The following is a 26532-nucleotide window of genomic DNA, read 5'->3' on the forward strand; positions in this document are numbered from 1 at the left end:
ATCCACGGCATCCGTGCGGAACCCGGCCGCGACGCCGCCCCAGCCGGGCGCCATGACGACGGCCGGCAGCTTCGTGCCTGCGGGCGTGTCCTTGGGCGTGAATACCTCGCCATGCAGCCGGATGCCGTCCGAGACGATGGTGACGGACCGGAAGTCGACGCCTGCGGGCGGCTGGTAGTCCGCGGCGCGCACGCGCTGCACGACGCGCGCCGGATCCGGCTGACGCTGCGGCGTCGTGGATTGCTGGGCAAACGCCGGCGTATCCACCAGCGTCAGGGTTGCGATGCAGGTCACCAGACCGAAATTGCGCAGGCTCATGTAGTTCCTCCGGAGCGGGTTTTCGTCAGACGTTGAACCGGAAGTGCATTACATCACCTTCGCGGACGATGTACTCCTTGCCTTCGAGCCGCAGCTTGCCGGCTTCCTTCGCTCCCTGCTCGCCCTTGTAGGCAATGAAGTCGTCGTAGGCGATGACTTCGGCACGGATGAAGCCTTTCTCGAAATCGGTATGGATCACGCCGGCGGCCTGGGGCGCGGTCGCACCGACCCGCACCGTCCATGCGCGAACTTCCTTCACGCCCGCCGTGAAGTACGTCTGCAACCCGAGCAGCTTGTAGCCGGCGCGGATGACGCGATTGAGGCCGGGCTCTTCCAGGCCCAGTTCGTTGAGGAAGTCGGCACGATCGGCTTCGTCGAGCTGCGCGATCTCGGCTTCGATGGCCGCACAGACGGCCACGACCTGCGAACCTTCTTCCGCAGCGCGCGCACGCACCGCATCGAGATAGGGATTGTTCTCGAAGCCGTTCTCGGCCACGTTGGCCACGTACATGAGCGGCTTCAGCGTGATGAGGTGCAGCTCCTGCAGCATGCGCACTTCGTCCGCATCCTTCACCAGCGAACGCGCCGGCTTGCCGGCGTCCAGGTGCTCGCGCAGCTTCTTCAGCAGATCGCGCAGCTTGATCGCATCCTTGTCGCCCGCCTTGGCAGCCTTCTCCGCACGCAGCGCGCCGCGCTCGACGGTATCGAGATCGGCCAGCGCCAGTTCGGTATTGATCACGTCGATGTCGTCGAGCGGGCCGATGCGGCCGGCGACGTGCACGATGTCGTCGTTCTCGAAGCAGCGCACGACGTGCGTGATGGCATCCGTCTCGCGGATGTGGGACAGGAACTTGTTGCCGAGCCCTTCGCCCTTGCTGGCGCCCGCCACGAGGCCGGCGATGTCCACGAATTCCACCGTGGCCGGCAGCGTGCGCTCGGGATGCACGATGGCCGCGAGTTCGTCGATGCGCGGGTCCGGCACCGGCACGATGCCGACGTTGGGATCGATGGTGCAGAACGGATAGTTCTCTGCCGCGATCTGCGCGCGCGTCAGCGCGTTGAACAGGGTCGACTTGCCGACGTTCGGCAGGCCGACGATTCCGGATTTGATGCCCATTTACTTCTTCTGGTGCAGCCCATTCATCGCCTTCTCCGCCCCCTGCCCAAGGAACACCTGCAGGGCATCGAGCGAATTGGCGATCGAGTCGAGGATCCGGTCTTCTTCGGCCTTCGGCGCGCGGCGCAGCACGTAGTCGATCACCTGCGACTTGTCGCCGGGATGACCGATGCCGATGCGCAGGCGCCAGAAATCGGCGCCGATGTGCGTGATCGTGTCGCGCAGACCATTGTGCCCGCCGTGACCGCCGCCCAGTTTGAAACGGGCGTCGCCGACCGGCAGATCGAGTTCATCGTGAACCACCAGCGTTTCCGCCGGCGTGACCTTCAGGTAATCGGAGAGCGCGCGGATCGCGAGCCCGCTGCGATTCATGTAGGTCGCAGGCTTCAGCAGCGTGATCTCGCTGCCGTCGATCGTGACGCGGCAGATCTCGCCCTGAAAACGCGTATGGCTGCGAAAGCGGCCGTCGAGTCGCTGCGCCAGCGCATCGACGAACCAGAACCCGGCGTTGTGCCGCGTGAGCACGTGCTCGGGCCCGGGATTGCCGAGGCCGACGATGATCTTGATGGAAGTACCGGACATGGAAGGAACCGGGCGGCCGGCGAACCGGCCGCCCGACCGCCATTACTTCTTGCCGCCGTCCTTCTTCGCAGCAGCCGGCTTGGCTTCTTCCTTCTTCGCATCGGCCGCAGGAGCTGCGCCAGCAGCAGGCGCTGCCGCCGCGGCCGCCGCCGCAGGCGCTTCCGCCTCTTCGGCACGCGGATGATGGATCGAAACCACCGGCTCGTCGCGACCGTGCGCCAGCGCCACGAACTGCACGCCCTCAGGCAGCGGCAGATCCGACAGACGCTTCATCTCGTTGATGTGCATCTCGGACATGTCGACTTCGACGTACTCCGGCAGATCCTTCGGCAGGCACAGCACTTCGACCTGGTTGAGCAGGTGCGACACGATGCCGCCTTCGGTCTTCACGCCCGGCGAACCCGCCGAACCCTTGAAGTGCAGCGGGATGCTCATGCGGATCGGCTCGTTGTCCAGCACGCGCTGCAGATCCATGTGCAGGACCTGGTTCTTGGCCGGATGGCGCTGCACGTCCTTGAGGATGGCAGCCTGCTTCTGGCCGGCGATGCTCAGCGAGATGATGGTCGAATAGAAGCGCTCGTTCACGAGCAGCGTCAGCAGATTCTGGTGATCCAGCGTGATCTGCCGCGGCTCCTGATGACCGCCATAGAGAATCGCCGGAACCTTGCCGGAACGACGCAGGCGGCGGCTCGCACCCTTCCCCTGCACGCCATCCCGCGGATCGGCGACGAGATCAAAAGAGGTTTTCATGATGACTCCAAACAAAGTGACGAAAGTGACGAAAGTCACGCGAGTGACGCAGGCGCAGAGCACCCGAACCACCAACGCGATCCCGTCACGGAACGCATGCAGATCGATTCGCGACCAAAACTGATCCGCATACCTGGGACACAGATCACCGGGCGATGTCCGTGACGATTCTTGCCCTCGTCACTTTCGTCACCTCGTGACCTGCGTCACTCAATCTATGTACAACGAACTCACGCTCTCTTCATCGCGGATACGACGCATCGTCTCCGCAAGCAGGCCGGCGACGGACAGCTGCCGGATCTGGCGGCAGGCGCGAGCGGCATCGCTCAGCGGGATCGTGTCCGTCACGACCAGTTCGTCCAGCGACGACTTCGAGATGCGCTCGATCGCCGGACCCGAGAGCACGGCGTGCGTGATGTAGGCCACCACGCGCTTCGCGCCGTTGTCCTTCAATGCCTTCGCCGCATGGCACAGCGTGCCGGCGGTATCCACCAGGTCGTCGATGAGGACGCAGGTCTTGCCCGCCACCTCGCCGATGATGTTCATCACTTCCGACTCGTTCGCGCGCTGGCGACGCTTGTCGATGATCGCGAGATCGGCATCGTCGAGCCGCTTCGCCAGCGCCCGGGCGCGGACCACGCCGCCCACGTCCGGCGATACGACGATCAGGTCGTCGTACTTCTGCTTCCAGGCATCGCCCAGCAGCACCGGCGAGGCGTACACGTTGTCGACCGGGATATCGAAGAATCCCTGGATCTGGTCGGCGTGCAGATCGATGGTCAGCAGGCGATCGACGCCCGCGCCCGCGATCATGTTCGCCACCAGCTTGGCCGTGATCGGCGCGCGCATGGCGCGCGGCCGGCGATCCTGGCGCGCATAGCCGAAGTACGGCACGACTGCGGTGATGCGGGCGGCCGACGCGCGTCGCGCGGCATCGACCATCACCAGCAGTTCCATCAGGTTGTCGTTCGCCGGCGGCGAAGTCGGCTGCACGATGAACACGTCGCGACCGCGCACGTTCTCCAGCAGCTCGACCGTCGTCTCGCCGTCGCTGAAACGGCCGACCGACGCGCGCCCCAGCGGCACCATCAGGTGACGCGCGATTTCGAGCGCGAGCTGCTGGTTGGCGTTGCCCGAGAACACCGCCATCGTTGAACGATCCATTCACGCTCCCCGCGAAACAGGTAACGAGGCCGGGACCCGACACCCCACGTCCCACACGCCGTTACTCGAAAACTGGCTGGGGCGGATGGATTCGAACCACCGTATGGCGGGATCAAAACCCGCTGCCTTACCGCTTGGCGACGCCCCAAAAGAAAGTGATCAGGTGATGGAGTGATGAACGCAGCGCAGGAAAGCCCTGGCCTGCCTCATCACCCGATCACCTCATCACTTTCCCTTCCCAACCTTTCCAGCAACGGCGAACGGTTCAGTCCCCGTACGACATAGCCTGACCAGCGCGTCGGCACGCGCCGCAAGGCCGCGCTGGCTGCACTCTCCGAAGCAATGGCAGCGAACACGCACGACCCGGTTCCGGTCAGCTGTGCGTGTCCGAATTCCTCAAGCCAATCAAGCGCTTCGGCGATCTCTGGATAGCGCCCGCGCACGGTGGAAGTGCAGTCGTTGCGGCCACCCCCCGCGAGAAAGGCGCGTATTGTCGTGACGGGGGAATTACGTGTCAATTCAGCGGCCTGAAAGATTTCCGCCGTGCTCACGGCAGCCTGCGGTTTGATGACGAGGTACACGTTTTCGGGCGGCTCGATGGGCGTGAGGTGCTCGCCCACGCCCTCCGCCCACGCGGCATGACCGCGGACGAACAGCGGCACGTCGGCGCCCAGCTTCAGACCGAGCGCGGCGAGTTCGTCGAGATTCAGTCCCGCGTTCCAGAGATGGTTGAGCGCGACCAGCGTCGTCGCCGCATCGGAACTGCCGCCGCCGAGCCCGGCCTGCGCGGGGATGCGCTTGTGCAGGTCGATCGCGACGCCGGGTTGTGGATTCACGTGACTTGCCAGCAACCGCGCAGCGCGAACGACCAGATCGCTTTCCGCCGGCACCTCGGCCATTCCGCCCAACCGCTCGACGACACCGTTGGGGCGAATGAAGAACCGCAGTTCGTCGGCCAGATCGATGAACTGCATCGCCGTCTGCAGCAGGTGATAACCGTCGGCGCGACGCCCGACGATGTGCAGGCACAGATTGAGTTTGGCGGGTGCAGGCCAGGGCGCCGCGTCGCCCAGCGATTCGCCGCGCGTGCCGTCGTTCATTGTCCGAGCTGCCAGCGATCGACCACGATCCGCACGCGCGTCGCGCCATTGTTCGCATTCATGCGCACCGGCACCGGCGCGCCGGCGTCGCTGGAATACTGCTGGTACACGATGCGCCAGCCGTCCTGTTCGAGCGCCTTCTGTCCGGCAGCGGCGGCCGCATCCCATGCGTGATCGCCAGGGGCGGCCAGCCCGAGCATCCAGAAACGCAGATGACCCGCGGGCACGGGCGCGCCCAGCCGCGCTTCCAGTTCATCCCACGCCGCCTGCGATTCCAGCGTCACACCGTCGCCCGTCTGCAGTCGCACCTGCGGATCGGCTTCATCGCCTTCGACCTGCAGGCGCACGCTGCCGATGCCGACCGGCCCGCGAATCTGGATGTCGGCGCGATCGCCGTCCTGCCGCCATTCGAATGAACCGGAGCCGCCGCCTGCCACGCCGGACACGCCGATGCGACCGCGCGCCTGCCAGCGTGCGAGTTCGTTGAGATCTTCAGGAATCTGAACCGGCGCTCGTTGCGGCTGGCTGACGCAGGCCGCGAGCGCCGTCGTGACGACCAGCAGCATCGCGCAACGCTGAAGCACGCCTCGCATGGCGATGACCTGCATCGATGACTATTCGTGCAGCGACTTGACCCGCGACTGCAGATCTTCGTTGTCGGGGTAGCGCTCGCTCGCTTCCTTGAGCACGGTCTGCGCCTCGTCCTTGCGACCCAGCGCGAGCAGGACATCGACCAGATGCACGTCGACTTCGGGATCGCTGATGCGGCTCTTGGCACGCTGCAGGTAGGTCAGCGCTTCTTCGTCGCGCTTCACGCGATGCAGCGCCCAGCCCATGCTGTCGAGTACGGCGCCGCTGTCCGGCGTCTGCGCCAGCGCCTGCTCGATCAGCTTGAGTCCTTCCTTCGCCTTGCCGGTGCGATCGACCAGCGTGTAACCGAGGGCATTTTCGGCCACCGGATCGCCGGGGCGGTCCGCAACGAGCTTGCGCAGCTCCCGCACTGCTTCATCGACATGATCCGCATCCTCGAGCTGGAAGACGCGCGCAAAACGCAGCTCCGCAGCATCGGGATATTCCTTCAATGCCGTGTCGAGCAATGCGATGGCACCCGCCGCATCGCCGCTGTTCGCCAGCAGGCCGGCACGCGCTGTGATCGCGTCGAGCGTGTACTGCGGTCGCGTGCTGGCAAAGTCTTCGAGATGCTTGAGACCGGCGTCGAGTCCTTCCTTCCCGGATTTCAGTCGCGCGACGCGCGACTGCGCCGCCATCGCCAGGTCGCTGCCGGTTACGCGGCTGTAGATCTGGACAGCCTCGTCGGACGCATCGCGCAGCTCTGCGATCGCGCCGAGATAGAACAGCGACTCGTAGACGAAGCGGCCGCTCGTGACCAGGTTGCCGTAGCGCTGCGCCGCTGCGTCGCGATTGCCCGACTGGAACTCGATGTCGGCCAGCGCGCGCTCGGCCACGGCCGACACGGTATCGCTCCCCGTCAGCGCCTCGAGATCCTTGCGACCTTCCTCCTCGCGACCGGCCTGCATTTTCATCAGGGCATACTCGAGGCGGTAGGAATCCTGGCCGTCCTGATCGAGAACCGACTTCGCCGTCGCGAGCGCAGCATCGTTGTCGCCGCGAATCATCTGCACCTGCGCCAGCAGCAGACCCGCGGGCGCCCAGTACGGGCCGAGCTCATGCGCCTTCTGCGCGTGTTGCAGGGCCAGGGCGAAATTGTCGGACTGCAGCGCCGCCCGACCCAGCGCGTAATGCGCCTCGGTCAGATCGGGATACTTCAGGACCAGCTTCTGCAGGACCGCGCTCGTCGCGGCGGGCGATCCTTCATCGCCGAGCTGCGGCAGCAGTGCGAGAAAACCTGCCGGCGGATTGATGAAAGCCGTATCGAGCAGGATCGACAGATGTTCCGCGGCACGATCGATCTGGTACAGATGCAGCGCCGCAAACCCCGCATAGCGTCGCGCTTCCTCGTTGGTCTGATTCAATTCCAGCCAGCGTTCTGCGCCGGCGAGCACCAGCGTCCACTGATGGTGTTCGAATGCGATCTTGGTCGCCTGCTCGGCGAGCGTTTCGTCGCGGGCATTCTGTGCGGCCTTCACGTAGGCCTTCGACGCGGCGAGGTACTGGCCGCGCTGCAGGGCGACTTCCGCCCCGAGGATCAGCGCGTTCGGATCGTCCGGAACCGCGTCGTCCTTGGCGGCCGCCTGCTTGCCGGCACTGGCGCAGCCACCGAACAGCATCGCCACCGACAACATGGTCGCGATGAACAGCAGGCGGCTCGCAGGGAAAAAATCGGGGAATTTGGCGGTGTGACACATCGTGCGGGCACTATATCAGGGAACCCCTGCAAAACTTGTCATCCCGCCGGCCTTCGGCGGACAATCGCGGCCGTTTCGCGATATCCCACATGACACTCGTCGTCATCGGCATCAACCACCGCACCGCTCCCGTCGAAATCCGCGAGAAAGTCGTCTTCGCGGCGACGGATCTGCCGGAAGCATTGCGGAATCTCAAGGCAGTGCCGGGCGTGCGCGAATCCGTCATCGTGTCGACGTGCAATCGCACGGAGCTGTACTGCTTTACCGATCATCCCTTCACCGACACGCCCGGCGCACCCGTCGCCGACTGGCTCGGCGACTGGCATGACCTGGCTTCGCAGAACCTCGACCTCAGGGACTCGCTGTATCAGTTGCATGGCCGATCCGCCGTCGAGCACGTCTTCTCCGTTGCCTGCGGCCTCGACTCGCTCGTTCTCGGCGAGCCGCAGATCCTCGGCCAGCTGAAGGACGCCTATCGCGCCGCGCTCGACCACGGTGTTACCGGTCCGTACCTGAACCGCCTGCTGCAGACCGCATTCTCCGTGGCGAAACGCGTCCGCACCGAAACGCGCATCGGCGCCAATGCGGTCTCCGTCGCCTCCGCCACCGTCGCGATGGCACGCACCGTCTTCGAGGACTTCGATCAGCACACTGCCCTGCTGGTCGGCGCCGGCGAGACGATCGCACTCGCTGCCCGTCACCTGCACGCCAACGGTCTGCGCCGCATGATCATCGCCAACCGCAGCCTCGAGCGCGCGCAGGAACTGGCGAAGGAATTCGACGGCTACGCCATCGGTCTCGAAGCGCTCGCAACGCATCTTCCCGAAGCCGACATCGTCATCAGCTCGACCGCGAGCCCGACGCCGGTCATCACCTACGACGCCGTTCGTGCCGCGCTGCGCGCGCGGCGTCGCAAGCCGATGTTCATGGCCGACATCGCCGTACCGCGCGACATCGAAACGGAAGTGGCGAAACTCGAAGACGTCTACCTGTTCACGGTCGATGACCTGCAGAACGTCGTCAACGAAAACATCGAATCGCGCCGCGAAGCGGCGCGCGATGCCGGCCAGATGATCGCCGCCGAAATCGCACAGTTCGAACAGCAGCTCAAGACGCTCGATGCCGTGCCCACGATCCGGCAACTGCGTCACGATGCCGACGTGCTGCGTTCGCAGACGACCGAACAGGCCCGCCGCATGCTCGCCGCCGGCCGCGACGCAGGCGAAGTCATCGACTTCCTCGCCGCGACCCTCACCAACCGCCTGCTGCACGGCCCCAGCCAGCGCCTGCGCGAAGCCGCCGAACGCGGCGATGCGGAGATCGTCGCGGCGGCGAAGGCACTGCTCGTGTCCGAACAGACAAGACCCGAAGGAGAAGATCTCCACGGGGGACACGGGGAGCACGGGGCGGAAACAGAAAAAACGTCAGTCCGCTGACCGCCTGTTGCCCTGTACCCATGAGCTTCAGTTTTTCTTACCCCGTGATCCCCGTGTTCCCCGTGGAGATCTTCTGATTTCTTCTTCATGAAAGATTCGATCCGCAACAAACTGGAAAAGCTCGTCGAGCGGCACGAGGAAGTGAGCGGGCTGCTCGCCGACCCGCAGGTCATCGCCAACAACGACAAGTTTCGCGAGCTGTCGATGGAATACGCGAAGCTCGAACCCGTCGTCACGCGCTATCGCGACTATCAGCAACTGCTGGGCGAACGCGCGCACGCACAGGAAATGGCGGACGGCGACGACGCGGAGATGCGCGAACTCGGACAGGAGGAACTGAAAAGCCTGAACGAGCGCATCGACGACGAAAGCGGCGAACTGGCGAAACTGCTGCTGCCGAAGGACGCGCGCGACGAAAGCAACATCTATCTCGAAGTGCGCGCCGGCACGGGCGGCGACGAGGCCGCGATCTTCGCAGGCGACCTGTTCCGCATGTATTCGCGCTATGCGGACGGTCAGGGCTGGAAGGTCGAAGTGCTTTCCGAAAGCGCGGGCGAACACGGCGGCTACAAGGAAGTGATCAGCCGTATCGTCGGTCGCGGCGCCTTCTCGCGCCTGAAATTCGAAGCGGGCACGCATCGCGTGCAGCGCGTGCCGGCGACGGAAGCGCAGGGACGCATTCATACGTCCGCCTGCACGGTAGCCATCCTGCCGGAGCTGGCGGAGATCGAAGCGATCGATCTGAATCCGGCGGAGCTGCGCATCGACACGTTCCGGTCCTCGGGTGCCGGCGGCCAGCACGTCAACAAGACGGACTCGGCGATCCGCATCACGCATCTGCCCACCGGCATCGTGGTCGAATGCCAGGACGAACGCTCGCAGCACAAGAACCGTTCGCGCGCGATGTCATTGTTGAAGGCGCGCCTGATGACGGCGGAACAGGAGAAGCGCGATCAGGCCGAAGCCCAGTCGCGCAAGTCGCAGGTCGGCTCGGGCGATCGTTCCGAACGCATCCGCACCTACAACTTCCCGCAGGGGCGCGTGACCGATCACCGCATCAATCTGACGTTGTACAAGCTCGCCGACGTCATGAACGGCGAGCTGGAACCCGTGATCCAGCCGCTGCAGCAGGAATACCAGGCGGAACAGCTGGCAAGGATCGTCGAATGAGGACGTGCAAGCGGTGACGCGGACCGTGTAGGGTACGGACAAACGACGACGACAACCCGGACCGTCACCCTCCATGGCTTCCACTCCGACCATCACCCTGCAGAGCGTCACCGGCGTCGACGTCGAACTGCGCATCGCGGGCGCCGGCAGTCGCAGCTACGCCTTCGTCATCGACTGGCACATCCGCCTGGTGCTGGCGCTGGCGTGGCTGTTCACCGCCCTGTTCATCCGCGCCGGCTCGCTGAACCTGTTCGATGACAGCACGCCGCGCGGCGGCATGGGGCAACTCGCGATCTGGATTCCGACGACGGTCATCTACTTCCTGTATCACCCGATCCTGGAAATCGTCATGCGCGGCAGCACGCCCGGCAAGCGCATGGCCGGTGTGCGCATCGTCTCGCGGACCGGCGACATTCCCGGCGCCGGCGCCCTGCTCCTGCGCAATGTCTTCCGGCTGGTCGACAGCCTGCCCTTCGTCTACCTGCTGGGTCTCGGCGTCGTGATCTTCACGGAACAGCACGTGCGTATCGGCGATCTGGCGGCCGGCACGCTGCTGGTCCACGACGATGCCGGCGCGGTGAAGTCCTTCGATGGCCTGCGCAACGACACGCCCGAGAACGGACTGTCGCCGCAGTCCGCCGATCTCATTCACGAGCTGCTGGATCGCTGGTGGACGCTGGATGACACGATGCGCGCGAACATCGCCCGCTCGCTGATCCTGCGCGTCGATCCGGCGGCATCGACCGAGGCGCTGCTGCTGCAGACCTCGCCGCAACTGCGCTCGCATCTGCAGGCACTGCTCAAAGGGACGGCACGCGCATGAGTAGCGAAGCCGGTCTGCAGGCGTGGCTCAACTCGCGCATCGAAACCTGGCAGCAGGTATTGCCGCAGCTCGACCGGCTGGAACGCCAGCGCGATCACACGACGGCCGACGCGCTGCACGCGATGGAGATGTACCGCGCACTCGGTCGCGATCTGTCGATTGCACGCCGCATCCTGCCCGGCAGCCGCGTGACGCGCGCGCTCGAAGCGCGTTACGCGAAACTGCACGCCATCATCTATCGCAAGCCGCACGACTGGCGCGCGCGGCTGCGCACGCTGTTCCGCGAGGAAATTCCGGAAGTGGTGCATGACCTGCGCTTCACCATCCAGTGGGTCGGTCTGCTGTTCGCGCTCAGCGCCGCGGCGGGCTGGTGGCTGGTCTCGAGTTATCCGGAACTCATCGGCCTGCTGGCGAGCGAGGAAATGATCAACGGCGTCGAGGGCGGCAAGCTGTGGACGGAAGGTCTGCTCAATGTCATGCCGTCATCGGTGCTGTCGGTGGGCATCCTCACCAACAACATCGTCGTCAGCCTGACCGCATTCGTAGTCGGCGTCTTCTTCGGACTCGGCACGTTCTACATCATCGGCATGAACGGCCTGATGCTCGGCGGCATCTTCGCCTTCACGCATCAGCACGGCATGGCGGGCGAACTGCTCAAGTTCGTGACGGCACACGGCGTGGTCGAACTGTCGGTGATCTGCATTGCCGGCGCGGCGGGCGTGATGCTCGGCGAATCGCTGATCCGCCCGACGCATGGCACGCGGCGCGAATCGTTCCAGCACGCCACGGCGCGCACCAGTCGTCTGCTGGTGCTGTGCGCGCTGCTCCTGGTCGGCTGCGGTTTCATCGAGGGCTATCTCTCGCCCGACCCGGATTTCCCGATGATCAACCGCGTGATCGTGGGGTTCGGCTATGCGGTGGTGATGGTCGCCGCCCTTACCGGACGACTGTTCGGGCGCAAGCCCGAGCCGGGTGCGACCATTCCCTCCTGAAGAATCAATGACTTGACCTCATCGCCAGATTGTCCTTGCTGATAGATATCATTTTGATATCTTTCCGGCACACAACACACAGCAAGAGCGGGAGCAAGGCCATGCAGGAGCGACAAGTCAGAACCCTTCCGGGCGTGCCCATGGTGATCGTGCTGGCGGCGGCCACGCTGCTCACGGGCTGGTGGATCGTCCTGACGCTCGCCGAACAGCGGCTGCCGATCGCGGGCGGGCTGCTGCTCCTGCTGATCGGCGTGCTCTGGCTGGGATTCTTCATCGTGCAGCCGAACACGGCGGCGGTCCTGCAGTTCTTCGGCCGCTACGTCGGCGTCGAACGCAACAGCGGCCCGCGCTGGGCCAATCCGCTCTACACCAAGAAGCCGGTGAGTCTGCGCGTGCGCAATTTCGAATCGGGCAAGCTCAAGGTGAACGAACTCGACGGCTCGCCGATCGAGATCGCCGCGGTGGTCGTGTGGTGCGTGCACGACGCGGCCGAAGCGATCTTCAACGTCGACAGCTACGAGAACTTCGTGCAGGTGCAGGCGGAATCGGCGCTGCGCCAGATGGCCACGAGTCATCCCTACGATTCGCACGACGACGGCAAGATCGCGCTGCGCTCGCATGCCACGGAGGTCAATTCGCATCTGCGCGAGGAGATCGAGGAGCGGCTCGCGAAAGCCGGCGTCACGGTGCTGGAAGCACGGGTCAGCCATCTCGCCTACGCACCGGAGATCGCGCAGGCGATGCTGCAGCGGCAGCAGGCGGCGGCCATCATCTCGGCCCGCACGCGCATCGTCGAAGGCGCGGTCTCGATGGTGCACATGGCGCTGGAGCAGCTGGCGCAGAAGGGCGTCGTGCATCTCGACGAGGAGCGCAAGGCCGCGATGGTGTCGAACCTGCTCGTGGTCCTGTGCGGCGAGCGCGGCACGCAGCCGATCGTCAACACCGGCACGCTTTACAACTGACGTCGTAAGTCGTTTTGGCAGAGAAAAAAGCGTATCCGCTGCGCATCAGCAGCGAGGTTCTCGATGCCGTACAGGGATGGGCGGCGGATGAACTGCGCAGCGTGAATGCGCAGATCGAGTATGTGCTGCGCGAGGCGTTGCGGAAGGCGGGGCGGATCGGGTCAGGAACGCCCCCGTCCAGGGAATCGGAACCGGAGTAGGTTGCAGGAGCCTTCTTCCTGTGGAGCCCGGGCTTCAACCCAGTGGCACTGACTTGAGGATTTGCTCTGCCTGTGGGGCCGGCTTCAGCCGGCCTGAAAAGAGTCAGGCTAAAGCCTGACCTACAGTAAGCACCGCCACCCTCACACCCGTCGCCGCTGCCTGAACCCCGCATACGCATCGAACACGGCGCGTTCGAGTTGATCCGGTCGTGCGAGTACCGCGGGCGCACCCAGCGCCCGCAGCGCCAGCACGTTGCGTTCGAGGCGCGCACAGTACTCCTGCGCCGCGAGCGATTCGTACGGATCGAGCCACGAATGCGCCACGGCGTGCCGCATGTTTTCGGCTTCGGGACTGGCGAGGCCGGCAATCAGCGGCAGGTGCTTGGGCAGCAGCAGTCGCGCCGCTGAAGCGAGCTGGCCGGCAACCGTCGCATCATCGAGATCGGTCAGCAGCACGACGAGGCTGCGATGCCGGACGAGCGAGCGGATGCGCAGGGCCGCGTTGAGCGGATTGGATTCCGCCTGCACCGGTTTCGAGGCCGCGAGCAGTCTGCGGATGCGCACCACGGCGCTCGTGCCGCGTCCCGGCGCCAGGGCCGCGAGCGGTCGATCGGCGAACAGCACGAGGCCGACGCGGTCGTCCTGCGCGATGGCATGCTCGGCAAAGCGCGCCGCGAGATTCGCGTAGTGCCCGAAGCGGTCCAGATCGCCGGCACGCAATGCGCCGGTGCGTCCGGCGTCGATGGCGATCACGATCTCCAGATGCTGGTCTTCGGAGAAGTCGCGACTGACGAGGCGGCCGCTGCGGGCGGTCGCTTTCCAGTCGATGAGCTGCTGCGGATCGCCGGCGCGATAGTCGCGCAGTTGCAGTACCTCCGAACCCGTGCCCGCGAGCTGGCGCGGCTTGGCACCCGATGACACGGCGCCCGCACGGCGCGCATCGTCGCGCAGCACTTCGGGCATGACCTGCAGCCTGAAATCCGTCGCGAGCCGCTTCGGCCACCAGGCGAGGCCAAGCGGCCCGGCGATGCGCGTGCGGATGGCGGGCCAGGCGTGCTCGCCCAGTCGGCGTGGCGTGATGCGCAGATGCGTGTGCGCTGGTGCACCGGCGGGCGCGATGAGCAACTGCACGGTTGGATCGACTTCCACCAGCGCGGGCGCCTCGGGCGCGAGTTCCACCAGCGCGTCGCGGTGCAGCTGATGCTGCACGCTGATCTGCAGCGACCCGCCGCGTCCGAGAATGCCGCGTTGATCGGGTTCGATGGTCAGGCCGAGATGCGCACGCGTCGTCATCCAGCCTTCATAGGCGAGCCCGAGCAGCAGCAACCCGAGCGGCAGACGCCACAGGCCTGCGAGCGTCGCATCGCCGCTCCACGCGCCCATGATGGCGACGAGGGCCGTCAGCACGGCGAGCACGAAGGCGTTCTGGCGCAGGCTCATTGGGGGCAGGCTACAGGAGACAGGCTACAGGCTACAGCCAGAGCCGGAACCAACACCCGCCTGTGGCCTGTAGCCTGTAGCCTGTCTCCTCATCTCGGCACCGGCGTCTGATCCAGCAGCCGCTGCGTGATCACCTGTTCGGTCACACCTTCGAGCACGGCATCGGAAGCGAGCATCAGGCGGTGCGGAATCACCAGCGGCGCGACCTGCTTCACGTCGTCGGGCGTTACGAAGTCGGCGCCGCGCATGCCGGCAGCAATCCGCGCAGCGCGCAGCAATGCCAGCACACCGCGCGTCGAGAGGCCGAGACTCACATGCGCGTGCGAGCGCGAAGCGGCGGCGATATCGACCACGTAGCCCGACAGTTCGGGCGCGACATGGATGGATTCGACCTCGGCACGCGCCGCCTCGATCGCCTCGGCACCGATCGGCTGCTGCGACGTGCCGGATGCATGCGCATCGACATTGCCGTAACGGGCGAGGATCGCCAGTTCGTCGTCGCGCTGCGGATAGCCGAGATCGACACGCAGCATGAAGCGGTCGAGCTGCGATTCGGGCAACGGATACGTGCCTTCGAACTCGCGCGGATTCTGCGTGGCCACGACGAGGAAATTCGGCGGCAGCGAGTAGTTGTGACGATCGACCGTGACCTGACGCTCCTCCATCGCTTCGAGCAGCGCCGATTGTGTCTTCGGCCCGGCGCGATTCACTTCGTCGACCAGCAGCACGTCCGCAAACACGGGACCGTGACGGAACGTGAAATCCTTGCGCTCGGCATCGAAGACGTGCACGCCCGTGATGTCGGCCGGCATTAGGTCGGACGTTCCCTGCACGCGCTTGAACGTGCCGCCGAGGCTGGCGGCGAACGCCTTGCTCAGCAGCGTCTTGCCGAGACCCGGCGCGCCCTGCAGCAGCACGTGACCGCGCGCGACGATCGCAATCGCAAGGGCCCGCACGACGGGCTGCAGCCCGACCACGACGCTGCCGAGTTCCTGTTGCAGTCTGCGTTCGAAGGATTCCAGTGCCTTGCTCATGCGGGTCTTCCAGTCCAGTGAATCAGGCGAGCTGCTGTCGCACATGCACCAGCAGGTTCTGCAGCTTCGGCAGGTCGATGCGCCGGCCGCGTTGCGTGCGTTCGTGCAGATCGCGCAGTTGCTGCAGATCGCTCGCGGCGAGCGAAGCGCGGGTTGCCATCCAGTCCCACAACGGCGCGCCGTTGGCCGGCTGTCCGGTCTGGCGACGCAGATCGTTGAAGAAGTTCGTGAACAACTGCTGCGCGGCGGTCGCCGGCTTCAGCACGCGCGCCAGAAATCCGCCGCTGGCGCGGACGAAGTTCGTGATGTCGATGGGCTGCCAGCGGCTGTCGAGTGCGCGCAGGCGCTGCGAACCCAGGACGAACACCAGCCACAGGCCCAGCAGCCACCACAGCGACGCGTGCAGTCGCCGGTCGCCGTAGAACTTCTCGGGATCGTAGAAGGCGACGAGCCCCTGGTGCGCATCGTCGATCACGACACGTCCCTGCGGACCGAGCGACCCGCGCACGATGTTCGCCAGCAGCCGCGCATTGTCCTGTTCGCCCAGCAGCTTGTTGACGAAGACGCTGCCATACGCGCTGACCAGGATCTGGCCGTTGCCATAGCGCATGAGCCACAGCACCGGTTCGCCGGTCTGCGGATCGCTCGCCAGTTCCAGCACCAGGTCCGACATCGAGGCCGTCGAGACGCGCCATTTCGACGTCGCGTATTCGGACCGCGCATCGACGCGCTTCACCCCGCTCAGCAAGGGATGCTCGCCGTTCGGCACCATCGAAAATTCGAGCGGCTCGTCGAGCTTCTGGAAGGGATTGGCGAAGGGCCTGGGCTTTTCGGCCGGCGTCTTCGTTGCCGGTTCGACTTCGTCGGCGGGCTCGGTCGTTTCCTCGCCCTCTTCCGCCGCTGCCTCGTCGTCAGCATCGGCTTGCGCATGGGCCTGCGTGAAGCGCAGCCCCGTCATCGCTTCCATGTGTTTCATGAAACCGGTATCGATCCCCTCGCCCATCGACCATTCCGGCGTATCGGACAATCCAGCGACGACGAGCAGCGTGTTGCCGGCCGAAACCCAGTTGCGCAACGGCGCGGTTTCGGAATCGCGCATCGGGTAGCGGTGCGGCGCCGTACTGATGAGGAGATTGCCCGTCGCAGGCACGCCTTCGAGTTCACCGAGCGCCTGGAACCGCTCGCGCAAGGACACGGGCTGCACGTCGATGGCCTCGAACCAGCGCATGAGCGCGAGATAGCCGTTTGGTCCTTTTTCTGTCGTGATCGGCCGCGTGACCTGCTCCCGGGGCTGCGACGGCCGATGCAGGAACAGGACATAGAACAGCGCGAATGCGCCGATCGCGAGCGCGAGGGTCAGCAAGCGGTCCTTCATGTCGCCGCCCGCGGCACGTTGAGCTGCCGATCGAGCGCACGCCCCGTTTCGATGACGGCGTCGATCTCTTCAGGCGGCACGTTGCGATTGCCGTAGAGCATGCGCTCGCCGAGCGCTGCGACACGATTGAAGGACTGGCGCTGGTCGATCGCATCGAAAGCCGCGCGCGTTCCGAGTTCGCGGTGCGTGAGACTCTTTTCCGTCCTGAGCCGGCCGGTGCTCACGAGCGTGTTCACCAGTACACGCAGCAACAGCGCCGGACGCTCCGACAGCGCTACGCGATCCAGGTCGGCCAGCGTCGCGCGGGACAGATCCAGCACGTCGCCGCTCGCGGCCGGCGCTGCAGCCAACCGGCGTTCGCGGCGGCGGAAGACGCCGGCAGCGCGCAGTTCGTTCACGATCACGGCAATCGCGAGCGCGATGATCAGCAGGACCGACACATAGACGATCGCGCGCACGATGCGCTCGGACACATCGAGATCGCGCAGCCAGTTCGCCAGCCAGGGATCCTGCTCCTGCTGCTGGCGGCGGATCAGGCTGTTCAGCCAGCGCTTGAAACGCTCCAGCAATGTCGGCGGCCGGTCGGCGCGCTGCTCTTCCTGCAGCGCATCGAGAATGGAGGCGAGCCGATTCACGTCGTGCTCGGGCAAGGCGCCGCCATCGGTGGAGTACGGGTAACGCTCGATGAAGTACTGCAGGTCGGCGAGACCGTAAGTCGTCAACTGCTCCGTTTCCGTCTCGCCGATGAAACCGACATAGCCCGACTGGGTCAGCGCGTGTTCGATGCCGGGACAGGCCGCTTCGAGATCCGCGAGTCCCACTTCATCGCCGGTCGCCGTCTCGATGCACCGGGCAAGCGAATCCTGAGCCGCAACGACTGCGCCGGCCGCAGGATCCGCTTCCTGGGATCCGGCGGCCGGCGCAGCCAGCAACAGCAGGGTGATGAGCCAGGCTCGCACGTATCAGGCGGTCCCGAGCGAACCGACGCGGGCCGCGAGATCGCCGCCTTCCTTGCGCATCTTGAGATCCCAGTAGAGCGCGATACCCATCGAAACGTAGAACGGCGTCAGCACCACGCTCGCAAGGACGCCGATGATCACGCCGCTGATGAGACCCACCATCAGCGGGTCGCCGGCGCCGAGGCCGATGAGGGGAATCGCGACGCCCAGCACCACGCCGACAGCCACGTAGATGACCATCACGATGATGAGACCGACGGTAAGGACCGCGGTCGTGCGCCACCAGTTGCCCCAGACCAGATTGTGACTGCCGGTCAGCGCGGCGATCGGACCCTTGTCTTCGAACAGGACCAGGTTGAAGCACAGCATCAGACTGACCATCAGGATGAGGCCGGGAATGACGAGGAGTACCAGGCCGACGGCGAGCGCGATGCCGAACAGCACGCCGGTCACGAAGAGCAACGGTACCTTGCGCAGGCCGGTCGTCAGCGCTTCGCCCAGACCCATGTCGGTGTCCGTGCCGATCGCATGCACCTTGAGATACACGGCACCCATCGACCACAGCGACAGAATGATCGTCGCAAGATTGGCCAGCCAGTAACCGGGCTTCGACATCATGCCGAGCGCGGCCAGCGGATCCGCAGGATTGGCCGAACCGCCGAACACCATGTACAGCGACGGCAGCGTGCCGCCGATCGCGCCCAGCAGACACAGGATCCACACCTTGCCGATGGAGCCCTTGTAGAGCTGGAACGTGGTATCGAGAACACCACCGATCGTCTGCGGTTGCGTCGGTTGAATCGCCATCGTGAGCCTCCCTTGCGTTCTGTTGTATGAGCCGCGCCCGGTACACGGCGGCCCGATCATCGCGGAGCGACGGGATGGATGGCAAGGAGGTCAGGAAGGGCTTTCTTTCTGTGGGTCAGGCTTTAGCCTGACATTCCAGGCCGGCTGAAGCCGGCCCCACAGGAAGAATCATCCTGAATCAGCCGAGCGCTTCGCCCAGATCCGCCATCAGATCGTCGGTGTCCTCGATCCCCACCGACAGCCGCACCAGCGAATCATCGATCCCCAGCGCCTTGCGCTTGTCCGCGGGAATCGAGGCATGCGTCATCAGGCCCGGATGATCGACCAGGCTTTCCACGCCGCCCAGGCTCTCGGCGATCGTGAAAATGCGCAGGCGTTCGAGGAAGGTGCGCGTCTCTTCGAGTCCACCCTTGACGAAGAAGGTGACGATGCCGCTGTAGCCGTTCTTCATCTGGCGCTTCGCCAGCTCATGCTGCGGATGGCTCGGCAGGCCCGGATACAGCACGCGCGACACCTGCGGATGCTTCTCCAGCCACTGCGCGATCTGCAGCGAACTCTCGCTGGCCTGGCGCATGCGCAGCGGCAGCGTCTTGAGACCGCGCAGCGCGAGAAAGCTGTCGAACGGCCCGGCGATGCCGCCGATGGCGTTCTGCAGGAATCCCACCTTGTCGGCGAGCTCGGCATTCGCCGCGACGGCGACGCCACCGACCATGTCGGAGTGACCGTTCAGATACTTGGTCGCGGAATGCACGACCAGGTCGGCGCCGAGTTCCAGCGGCCGCTGCACCCACGGACTCGCGAACGTGTTGTCGACCACCGTGATGAGACCGCGCTTGCGCGCGAACTCCGCCACCTGCGCGATATCGACCAGCCGCAGCGTCGGGTTGGTCGGCGTTTCGATCCAGATCATCTTCGTTTCCGGGCGTATGGCGGCGGCCAGCGCTTCCGGGTTCGACAGATCGACGAACGTGACGTCGAGATTGGCGGTACGACGACGCACGCGTTCGAACAGGCGGAAGGTGCCGCCGTAGAGGTCATCAGTCGCAACAATATGGCTGCCCGCATCGAGCAGTTCGATCACCGTGCTGGTCGCCGCCATGCCCGAGGCGAAGGCAAAACCGCGCACGCCGCCTTCGAGATCAGCGATGCAGCGCTCATAGGCATTGCGCGTCGGATTGCGCGTGCGCGAATAGTCGTAGCCCTTGTGCACGCCGGGGCTCGACTGCGCATACGTGGACGTCGTGTAGATCGGCGGCATCACGGCGCCGGTCGACGGATCGGGCGACTGGCCAGCGTGGATGCAACGGGTGGCGAAGCCGAGGGGGCGGGGGGAGTGGGACATGGGGATTGGCGGTGACAGGTGAAGGCTACAGGCTACAGGCTACAGGCTACAGCGAGATTCTGGGAGAGGAATGGCGGCCGTGAAGGACTGTTCCGGCCAGTCGCCTGTAGCCTGTAGCCTCATCTCACCTGCCTCCGCAAATAATTCAATACATCCGAGCGCGTGATCAGCCCGAGGAACCGGTCGCCATCCATCACGGCGGCCGATGAGCGCACTTCCAGCATCGCGACCAGATTGTTCACCGAGGTGCTCTTGTCGACGCGCAGGAAGGCCTTGGTCATGGCATGGCGCACCGGCTCGTTGAAGCATTCCGGACGGCCGAACGCAAACCGCAGGATGTCGTCCTCGGTGACGACGCCGATCAGCTGGTCGTCTTCCATCACCGGCAGCTGCGAGAAGCCGGCGTTGCGCAGACGGTTGTGTGCCGTGGTGAGCGCATCGTCGGGGCCGACGGTGATCGTGGCGCGCTGGCCGTGCGGGCGGCCGATGAGGTCACGCAGGTCGCCGAATTTCTCGCGCTGCGTGAAGCCCTGATCGTCCATCCAGAAATCGTTGAAAAGTTTCGACAGGTAGCGCGAGCCGGTGTCGCAGGCGAGCGTGACGACGCGCTTCGGTTCCTTCTGTTCGCGGCAGTAGTGCAGCGCAGCCGCGAGCAGCGTGCCGGTCGACGATCCCGCGAGCACGCCTTCCTTCTGCAGCAAGGCCCGCGCGACCGAGAACGACTCGCCATCCGGAATGCTGTACGCGCGGCGCGTCAGCGAAAAATCGCAGATCGACGGAATGAAATCCTCGCCGATGCCTTCGACCAGCCACGAACCTTTCTGGGTCATCTTGCCGGTGTCGATGTACTCCTTGAGGATCGAGCCCTGCGGATCGGCGAGCACCAGTTCGACGTGCGGCGCGTGCTTCTTGAAGTACGCGGCCAGGCCCGCGATCGTGCCGCTGGAGCCGACGCCGATGACCACGGCATCGAGCTTGTGCTGCATCTGTTCCCAGATTTCCGGCGCGGTGGTTTCCTCGTGCGCCTTGGGATTGTCGGGATTGGCGAACTGGTTGATGAAGTACGCGCCCATCTTCTGCGCGATGGCGGCGCCGAGATCCTGGTAGTACTCGGGATGTCCCTTGCCCACGTCCGATCGCGTCAGCACCACTTCCGCGCCCATCGCACGCAGGTTGAAAATCTTTTCCTGGCTCATCTTGTCGGGCAGCACCAGGATCATGCGATAGCCCTTCTGCGCCGCGACCAGCGCGAGACCGAGGCCCGTGTTGCCGGCCGTCGCTTCGACGATCGTGTCGCCCGGCTTCAGCTGCCCGCGTTTCTCGGCCTCTTCGATCATCGACAGGCCGATGCGATCCTTGATCGAGCCGCCGGGATTCATCATTTCGAGCTTGAGATACAGCTCGCACGGACCGGTATCGAAGCGGCTGAGCTTCAGCATCGGCGTGCGGCCGATCATTTCGAGTGCATTGGAATAGACGTGCATGACGAAGAGGCTCCGAGGGCGGCTGGCGACTGGCCAGAGCGCGACCGAGTCGCGCGGATCGGATAATGTGCGCGAATTGTACGTGACCTGCCGATCCTCATGCCTGCCGTAGATACCTCACAGACCGTTTCCGACGTGCTGCATACCGCGAGCACGATGCTCTCGCGCGTTTCCGCTTCGCCGCGGCTCGATGCCGAATTGTTGCTCGAACATGTAACGGGCCTGTCGCGCACGGCTTTTCGCAGCGCGCCGGAACGCGAGCTGCCGCCGAAAGCGGGCTGGGCTTATCAGCAGCTCGTGAAACGGCGCATGCAGGGCGAACCCATTGCATACATACGCGGCCAGCAGGAATTCTGGTCGCTGCTGTTCGAAGTGAGTCCCGCGGTGCTGATCCCGCGTCCGGAAACCGAACTGCTGGTCGAGCGCGCACTCGAACACATCGGCAAGGACGCGACGGCGAACATCGCCGATCTCGGCACCGGCAGCGGCGCCATCGCGCTCGCCATCGCGAACGAACGGCCGCAGGCGCAGGTGTTCGCCGTCGATGCGTCGACACCCGCGCTGGAGATGGCGACGCGCAATGCCGCACGCCTGCAGATCGCCAACGTGAAACTGCTGCACGGCAGCTGGTTCGCGCCGCTGGCGGGCCAGCGCTTCGACCTGATCGTGTCGAATCCGCCCTACATCGCCTCGGAAGATCGCGACCTCGACCCGGGCGTGCGCCGCTTCGAACCGCACATGGCCCTGATCAGCGGCCGCACCGGTTTCGAGTCCATCGAACAGATCGTTGCAGCCGCGCCGGCGCATCTCGCGCCGGGAGGCTGGCTGGCGCTGGAACACGGCTGGAAACAGGCCGCGGCCGTCCGCGATCTGCTTGTGCGCGCCGGCTTCGGTCGCGTACGCTCCCACGCCGATCTGGCCGGCCATGAGCGCGTGACGGAAGGAAGCATCTGAGGCCGCAAAAAACCGCATGAAGGAGCGATCAGCCGGACACCGGCAATGACGCCCCTTCCGGTCATTGCAGACACTTTTTCCGCCGTCATGTTTCTTTTGTGCGGTCTTTCGCGGCTCTTCCTCTTCCTTCTGAAGTGACACCCATGCTCGAATTCAAAACCTCCAAAGGCACCTTCACCGTCCAGCTCTTCGACAAGCAGGCGCCGATTTCCGCCGAGAACTTCCGCAAGTACGCCGAGGACGGCTACTTCAACGGCACGGTGTTCCATCGCGTGATCCCCGGCTTCATGGTGCAGGGCGGCGGACTGACCGAAGACATGGACAGCAAGCCCGGCCAGCGTGCCGCGATCAAGAACGAAGCGACCAACGGCCTCAAGAACAAGCGCGGCACGCTCTCGATGGCCCGCACCAGCGCCATCGACAGCGCCACCTCGCAGTTCTTCGTCAACCTGGTCGACAACGACTTCCTGGATCACAAGGGCCAGAGCAACTACGGCTACGCCGTGTTCGGCCGCGTCGATTCCGGCATGGAAGTGATCGATGCCATCGCCGCCGTGAAGACCGGCAACCGCCGCGGGCATCAGGACGTGCCGACCGAGGCGATCGTCATCGAGTCGGTGACGGTGATTCCGGATTCGAAGTAGAGATACCTCCTGCTGTGGGGCCGGCTTCAGCCGGCCTTTTGAAGAAGCCGGCTGAAGCCGGCCCCACAGTGGAAAAACTTCCGTCCTTGCTTGCATGTTCCGCCGCCTGCTCCGCTTCATCGGCTGGCTGCTGCTGAGCTGGTTCGTCGTCACGATCCTCGTCGTCCTGCTTTTCCGCTGGGTCGACCCGCCCACGTCCGCCTTCATCCTGCGCGAGCGCGTCATCGGCGCGACGGCCAATCCGTCGTACCAGGTCAAACAGCGCTGGGTGGATTGGCCGCAGATCTCGCCGCAGATGAAGGTCGCCGTGATCGCCTCGGAAGACCAGACCTTCCCCGATCACTTCGGCTTCGATTTCAAATCGATCGACAAGGCGCTCGATGATCGCGAGCGCGGCCGCCGCGTGCGCGGCGCCAGCACGCTGTCGCAGCAGGTCGCGAAGAATCTGTTCCTGTGGCCGGGCAGGAACTGGATTCGCAAAGGACTCGAAGCTTATTTCACGTTGCTGATCGAAACGCTGTGGCCCAAGCAGCGCATCCTCGAGACGTATCTGAACATCGCCGAATTCGGCAAGGGTGTGTTCGGCGTCGGGGTCGCGAGCGAAACGTATTTCCGAAAGCCGGCGGCGAAGCTGAACGCCTACGATGCCGCGCTGCTCGCGGCGGTATTACCGAATCCAAAACGCCTCAAGGCGAACGCCCCGTCGAGTTACGTGCGCTCGCGACAGCAATGGATCGTCGGGCAGATGCGCGGGCTCGGCGGAACGGCGGTGCTGCAGCGACTGGAATGAGAAAAAGGATGGCCGCGAAAGACCGCATAAAAGAAAACATGTTCTGGTCCGAACAATCGCCATTCTTTATATGCGGTCTTTCGCGGCCTCTTCATTAATCTTCCCTGAGCGACGTTCAGCCTGCCGCCGCCAGCCCGATCGGACACGACACTCCTGTGCCGCCCAGTCCGCAGTATCCCTGCGGATTCTTCGCCAGATACTGCTGGTGATAGTCCTCGGCGTAATAGAACGTCGGTGCGTCGAGGATCTCCGTCGTGATCGGCGCGGTGTGTCCGGCCCTGTTCAACGCAGCAGCGTATGCCTTGAGACTCGCTTCGGCCGCAGCCTTCTGCTCGGCATCGAAGGTATAGATGCCTGATCGATACTGCGTGCCGATGTCGCCGCCCTGGCGCATGCCCTGCGTCGGGTCGTGGTTCTCCCAGAAAACCTTGAGCAGATCCTCGTAGTCGACGTCGCGCGGATCGTAGATGACGAGGACGACTTCGTTGTGCCCGGTATAGCCACTGCACACTTCCTCGTAAGTCGGATTCGGTGTCGATCCCGCGGCGTAACCGACCGCCGTGCTGTAAACGCCGGGCAGCTGCCAGAACTTGCGCTCCGCACCCCAGAAGCAGCCCAGGCCGAACAGCGCCTGCCTCATGCCTTCCGGAAACGGCGGCACGATGCGATTGCCGTTGACGTAGTGCTTGACCGGGACGGACAGCGGCGTCGAACGACCGGGAAGTACATCGGCCGGATCGGGCATCTGGGCTTTCTTGCGGAATGAAAACATGGCGACCTCGCGGGGAATGAACCGGCCGGACGCCAGACTACGAAGATGCTTCCCTGCGGGCAACCTGCCGGACGAGGCCAGAGATGTGGGCGGGCCGCTATTTTTCCAGGATGTTCAAGAGGACGAGAACCGCAAAGACCGCATAAAAGAATGTCTGGCTTCGGCTGCAGCCGGCCTGCGCGATGCCAGGCCGAATGCGTGGTCTTGGTCCGAAGACAAGAGCTTCTTTTATGCGGTCCTTGCGGCTCTCTGGGTCTTGTCTAGTGTGCCGCAGCGAGCACCGGCCGGGCGCCACCTTCATCACCGGCCGTCCATCCGCCGTTTCCCGTCGTCTGCCCCATGAACACCGGCGTCTCCGTGGCGTGCCGGCATTCGCGCGGCGTCAGGCCGTGAAAGCGCCGCAGCGCGCGGAACAGTGTCGAGCGGGAATCGAAGCCGACTTCCTTGACCACTTCATCCACCTGCCGATGGCTGCTACGCAGCAGCCGCGCCGCGACCGATGTGCGCTTGCGCTGCAGGTACTCGTGGGGCGTGATTTCGTGGATCTGCTTGAACAGGCGCAGGAAGTGATGGCGCGACAGGAAGGCCGCGCCCGCCATGTCGCTGAGCATGAGCGGCCGGGCGTAGTTGGTATGAATGAAATCGGTCGCCAGCGACACGCGGCGCAGGATCTCGCGGCGCGTCGAGGCGCGACGCACCGGGATCTGGCGCGCACGCACCAGCCGGTGCCGATGATTGATCAGCAGGCGCTCGAGCAGGAAGGCGAGCTGTTCCTCGTACCAGAGCGCATCTTCCAGTCCCATTTCGCAATGCCGGCGGATGAACAGCAGCACCGGCGTGACGCTGCGATCGTGAGTGTGCAGGTGCGGAGCAAACGGCAATGCCGAACCCGTCGGCATTTCCCCGTCTTCGAGCATGCGATCGTCCGGCGTCGTCAGTGCGCCGAGCACTTCTTCCGGCATGCCGGGACGGAACAGGATGGTCAGCGAATGCACGTTGTGCGGCGAGCGGATGCGCACCGACAGCGGCCCGGCCGGCGAGAGCATCCAGGTGTCGTCATCGATCGCAATGCGCCGACCGTCGACTGCGACTTCCTCGCTGCCGCTCCATGCGCTGAGCAGCACCAGACGGCGGCCATCCAGCGTGAAGTCCACGAGCTGGGTATTCAGGTCGAGGATGACGTTGTCCTCGTGGCCGGCGCGCGCGGACAGCGCGGTGCTCTGAAGCTCCTGTGTTCTGCGAACGATCATCCTCTCTGTGCTCCCCATGTGTGTGCCTGCCGCGCGTTTAAATGACATCCCCAGGACGCGGTATACAAGTCACTTACGACCATGAGATACACGAATGCGACGAAAGGTTTCGGCGCTTGTGAAGGTTGATGCCGGCAACACACAAAAAAGCCATGGATGAGACAAACCGCAATGAATGCACGCAGATGAGTCCATGCGGGGCCGTGGCGCGAACGCTAAAAAACAGCTGTTCATCAGCATTCGATGTACGAGCGTCAAACGGAAGATGACAGTCGTATCGCCCACGGCAGCCGATTACGGACAGATCGTCGCTTCGTGCTTGCGGCCGGCCATCTCTTCTGTGGGGCCGGCTTCCCCGTGGGATTCCCTTCGGTCACAGCCGGCCTGAAAACTGTCAGGCTGAAGCCTGACCTACAAAGAAGCAGGCCGGCTGAAGCCGGCTCCACAGGAAGAGGTATCATCGCGGCGTCGCATCAACCGTCATCCGATCATGCCTATCTGCCACGAACACAATCTTGCCGCCCCGATCCCGGCGAAATGCCCTTTTGGTATCCGCGTCCGCCTGCGCTCCACCGATCCTTTCCGGAATCTGGTGGGCAGCGACTGGAATCGCGAACACTGGTTTGCCACTCGCGAAGAGCGCGACGAGGCACTGCAGGAAATGAGCGGCCGCTACGTCTACTTCCGTCCGGGCGATCAGCCCAGCCTGGAGTTCGAGAAGGTCGACAGATAGGAGTCTT

At 64.7% G+C, this 26532-nt stretch carries 26 protein-coding genes, 1 tRNA gene and 1 pseudogene; 10 read left to right on the forward strand and 18 right to left on the reverse strand.

The window, feature by feature from the left end:
• From V7D81_RS17615 to V7D81_RS17655, 9 genes and pseudogenes are all read right to left on the reverse strand, one after another.
• A pseudogene (locus V7D81_RS17615) lies at window positions 1-318 on the reverse strand (hypothetical protein); the annotation flags it as partial.
• Between the two features lie 25 nt (window positions 319-343).
• Complete coding sequence (ychF, locus tag V7D81_RS17620) at window positions 344-1435, reverse strand: redox-regulated ATPase YchF (protein WP_324318678.1); 1092 nt, start codon at window positions 1433-1435, stop codon at window positions 344-346.
• Window positions 1436-2017 (reverse strand): aminoacyl-tRNA hydrolase, encoded by a 582-nt coding sequence (gene pth, locus V7D81_RS17625; protein WP_324318680.1) that lies wholly within the window; start codon window positions 2015-2017, stop codon window positions 1436-1438. It lies immediately after the preceding gene.
• Between the two features lie 42 nt (window positions 2018-2059).
• Window positions 2060-2767 carry a 50S ribosomal protein L25/general stress protein Ctc gene (locus tag V7D81_RS17630; protein WP_324318682.1) on the reverse strand — a complete coding sequence of 236 codons (708 nt, stop codon included), beginning with the start codon at window positions 2765-2767 and terminating at the stop codon, window positions 2060-2062.
• A gap of 210 nt (window positions 2768-2977) precedes the next feature.
• Window positions 2978-3931, reverse strand: coding sequence for a ribose-phosphate diphosphokinase (locus V7D81_RS17635; protein WP_349257688.1), 954 nt, complete (start codon window positions 3929-3931; stop codon window positions 2978-2980).
• 73 nt (window positions 3932-4004) lie between these two features.
• Window positions 4005-4079 (reverse strand) — tRNA-Gln (locus tag V7D81_RS17640).
• Between the two features lie 61 nt (window positions 4080-4140).
• A complete protein-coding gene (gene ispE, locus V7D81_RS17645; RefSeq protein WP_324318684.1) occupies window positions 4141-5031 on the reverse strand; it encodes a 4-(cytidine 5'-diphospho)-2-C-methyl-D-erythritol kinase in 891 nt (296 codons plus the stop codon).
• Window positions 5028-5624 (reverse strand): lipoprotein insertase outer membrane protein LolB, encoded by a 597-nt coding sequence (gene lolB / locus V7D81_RS17650; protein WP_324318686.1) that lies wholly within the window; start codon window positions 5622-5624, stop codon window positions 5028-5030. The genes ispE and lolB overlap by 4 nt, the downstream gene beginning before the upstream one ends.
• A 21-nt stretch (window positions 5625-5645) precedes the next feature.
• Complete coding sequence (locus V7D81_RS17655) at window positions 5646-7358, reverse strand: tetratricopeptide repeat protein (RefSeq protein ID WP_324318688.1); 1713 nt, start codon at window positions 7356-7358, stop codon at window positions 5646-5648.
• 89 nt (window positions 7359-7447) lie between these two features.
• Here V7D81_RS17655 and hemA point away from each other — a divergent pair, with 89 nt between their 5' ends.
• The 6 genes from hemA (at window position 7448) to V7D81_RS17685 (ending at window position 12941) form a co-directional block, all read left to right on the forward strand.
• Window positions 7448-8794 carry a glutamyl-tRNA reductase gene (gene hemA / locus V7D81_RS17660; RefSeq protein ID WP_324318690.1) on the forward strand — a complete coding sequence of 449 codons (1347 nt, stop codon included), beginning with the start codon at window positions 7448-7450 and terminating at the stop codon, window positions 8792-8794.
• 87 nt (window positions 8795-8881) lie between these two features.
• Window positions 8882-9964, forward strand: a complete 1083-nt coding sequence (gene prfA / locus V7D81_RS17665) for a peptide chain release factor 1 (protein WP_324318692.1) — start codon at window positions 8882-8884, stop codon at window positions 9962-9964.
• A gap of 73 nt (window positions 9965-10037) precedes the next feature.
• A complete protein-coding gene (locus tag V7D81_RS17670; RefSeq protein ID WP_324318694.1) occupies window positions 10038-10787 on the forward strand; it encodes an RDD family protein in 750 nt (249 codons plus the stop codon).
• Window positions 10784-11779, forward strand: coding sequence for a stage II sporulation protein M (locus tag V7D81_RS17675; RefSeq protein WP_324318696.1), 996 nt, complete (start codon window positions 10784-10786; stop codon window positions 11777-11779). Before V7D81_RS17670 ends, V7D81_RS17675 begins: the two co-directional genes overlap by 4 nt.
• 101 nt (window positions 11780-11880) lie before the next feature.
• Window positions 11881-12741, forward strand: a complete 861-nt coding sequence (locus V7D81_RS17680) for an SPFH domain-containing protein (protein WP_324318698.1) — start codon at window positions 11881-11883, stop codon at window positions 12739-12741.
• Between the two features lie 14 nt (window positions 12742-12755).
• Entirely contained in the window at window positions 12756-12941 is a 186-nt protein-coding gene (locus V7D81_RS17685) for an Arc family DNA-binding protein (RefSeq protein WP_324318700.1), read from the forward strand.
• Window positions 12942-13082: 141 nt separating this feature from the next.
• On the opposite strand, the gene V7D81_RS17690 is transcribed toward V7D81_RS17685, so the two are convergent.
• From V7D81_RS17690 to V7D81_RS17720, 7 genes are all read right to left on the reverse strand, one after another.
• Complete coding sequence (locus V7D81_RS17690; RefSeq protein ID WP_324318702.1) at window positions 13083-14381, reverse strand: DUF58 domain-containing protein; 1299 nt, start codon at window positions 14379-14381, stop codon at window positions 13083-13085.
• An 89-nt stretch (window positions 14382-14470) separates the two neighbouring features.
• Window positions 14471-15415: an AAA family ATPase gene (locus V7D81_RS17695; RefSeq protein WP_324318704.1), complete on the reverse strand. Its 945-nt coding sequence runs from the start codon at window positions 15413-15415 to the stop codon at window positions 14471-14473.
• A gap of 22 nt (window positions 15416-15437) precedes the next feature.
• Window positions 15438-16790, reverse strand: a complete 1353-nt coding sequence (locus V7D81_RS17700; protein WP_324318706.1) for a DUF4350 domain-containing protein — start codon at window positions 16788-16790, stop codon at window positions 15438-15440.
• Window positions 16787-17749, reverse strand: coding sequence for a hypothetical protein (locus V7D81_RS17705; protein ID WP_324318708.1), 963 nt, complete (start codon window positions 17747-17749; stop codon window positions 16787-16789). The genes V7D81_RS17700 and V7D81_RS17705 overlap by 4 nt, the downstream gene beginning before the upstream one ends.
• A 3-nt stretch (window positions 17750-17752) precedes the next feature.
• Complete coding sequence (locus V7D81_RS17710; RefSeq protein ID WP_324318710.1) at window positions 17753-18556, reverse strand: hypothetical protein; 804 nt, start codon at window positions 18554-18556, stop codon at window positions 17753-17755.
• Between the two features lie 178 nt (window positions 18557-18734).
• Window positions 18735-19898: a trans-sulfuration enzyme family protein gene (locus tag V7D81_RS17715; RefSeq protein WP_324318711.1), complete on the reverse strand. Its 1164-nt coding sequence runs from the start codon at window positions 19896-19898 to the stop codon at window positions 18735-18737.
• A gap of 119 nt (window positions 19899-20017) precedes the next feature.
• The gene (locus tag V7D81_RS17720; RefSeq protein WP_324318713.1) at window positions 20018-21382 is read right to left on the reverse strand and encodes a cystathionine beta-synthase; all 1365 of its coding nucleotides are present in this window, start codon (window positions 21380-21382) and stop codon (window positions 20018-20020) included.
• Window positions 21383-21481: 99 nt separating this feature from the next.
• Between V7D81_RS17720 and prmC the strand changes: the two genes are divergently transcribed.
• The 3 genes from prmC to mtgA all read left to right on the forward strand — a co-directional run bounded on the left by prmC (window position 21482) and on the right by mtgA (window position 23770).
• A complete protein-coding gene (gene prmC / locus V7D81_RS17725; RefSeq protein ID WP_324318715.1) occupies window positions 21482-22336 on the forward strand; it encodes a peptide chain release factor N(5)-glutamine methyltransferase in 855 nt (284 codons plus the stop codon).
• Between the two features lie 143 nt (window positions 22337-22479).
• A complete protein-coding gene (locus tag V7D81_RS17730) occupies window positions 22480-22980 on the forward strand; it encodes a peptidylprolyl isomerase (protein ID WP_324318717.1) in 501 nt (166 codons plus the stop codon).
• A 94-nt stretch (window positions 22981-23074) separates the two neighbouring features.
• Window positions 23075-23770, forward strand: a complete 696-nt coding sequence (mtgA, locus tag V7D81_RS17735; RefSeq protein WP_324318719.1) for a monofunctional biosynthetic peptidoglycan transglycosylase — start codon at window positions 23075-23077, stop codon at window positions 23768-23770.
• 115 nt (window positions 23771-23885) lie between these two features.
• On the opposite strand, the gene msrA is transcribed toward mtgA, so the two are convergent.
• Window positions 23886-24542 carry a peptide-methionine (S)-S-oxide reductase MsrA gene (gene msrA, locus V7D81_RS17740; protein ID WP_324318721.1) on the reverse strand — a complete coding sequence of 219 codons (657 nt, stop codon included), beginning with the start codon at window positions 24540-24542 and terminating at the stop codon, window positions 23886-23888.
• Window positions 24543-24802: 260 nt separating this feature from the next.
• Window positions 24803-25792 carry an AraC family transcriptional regulator gene (locus tag V7D81_RS17745; RefSeq protein WP_324318723.1) on the reverse strand — a complete coding sequence of 330 codons (990 nt, stop codon included), beginning with the start codon at window positions 25790-25792 and terminating at the stop codon, window positions 24803-24805.
• Between the two features lie 490 nt (window positions 25793-26282).
• Here V7D81_RS17745 and V7D81_RS17750 point away from each other — a divergent pair, with 490 nt between their 5' ends.
• A complete protein-coding gene (locus V7D81_RS17750) occupies window positions 26283-26525 on the forward strand; it encodes a hypothetical protein (RefSeq protein ID WP_324318724.1) in 243 nt (80 codons plus the stop codon).
• The last annotated feature ends 7 nt before the right edge of the window (window positions 26526-26532 follow it).

The organism is Povalibacter sp. (genome assembly GCF_036735925.1).
Classification (GTDB): Bacteria; Pseudomonadota; Gammaproteobacteria; order Steroidobacterales; family Steroidobacteraceae; genus Steroidobacter.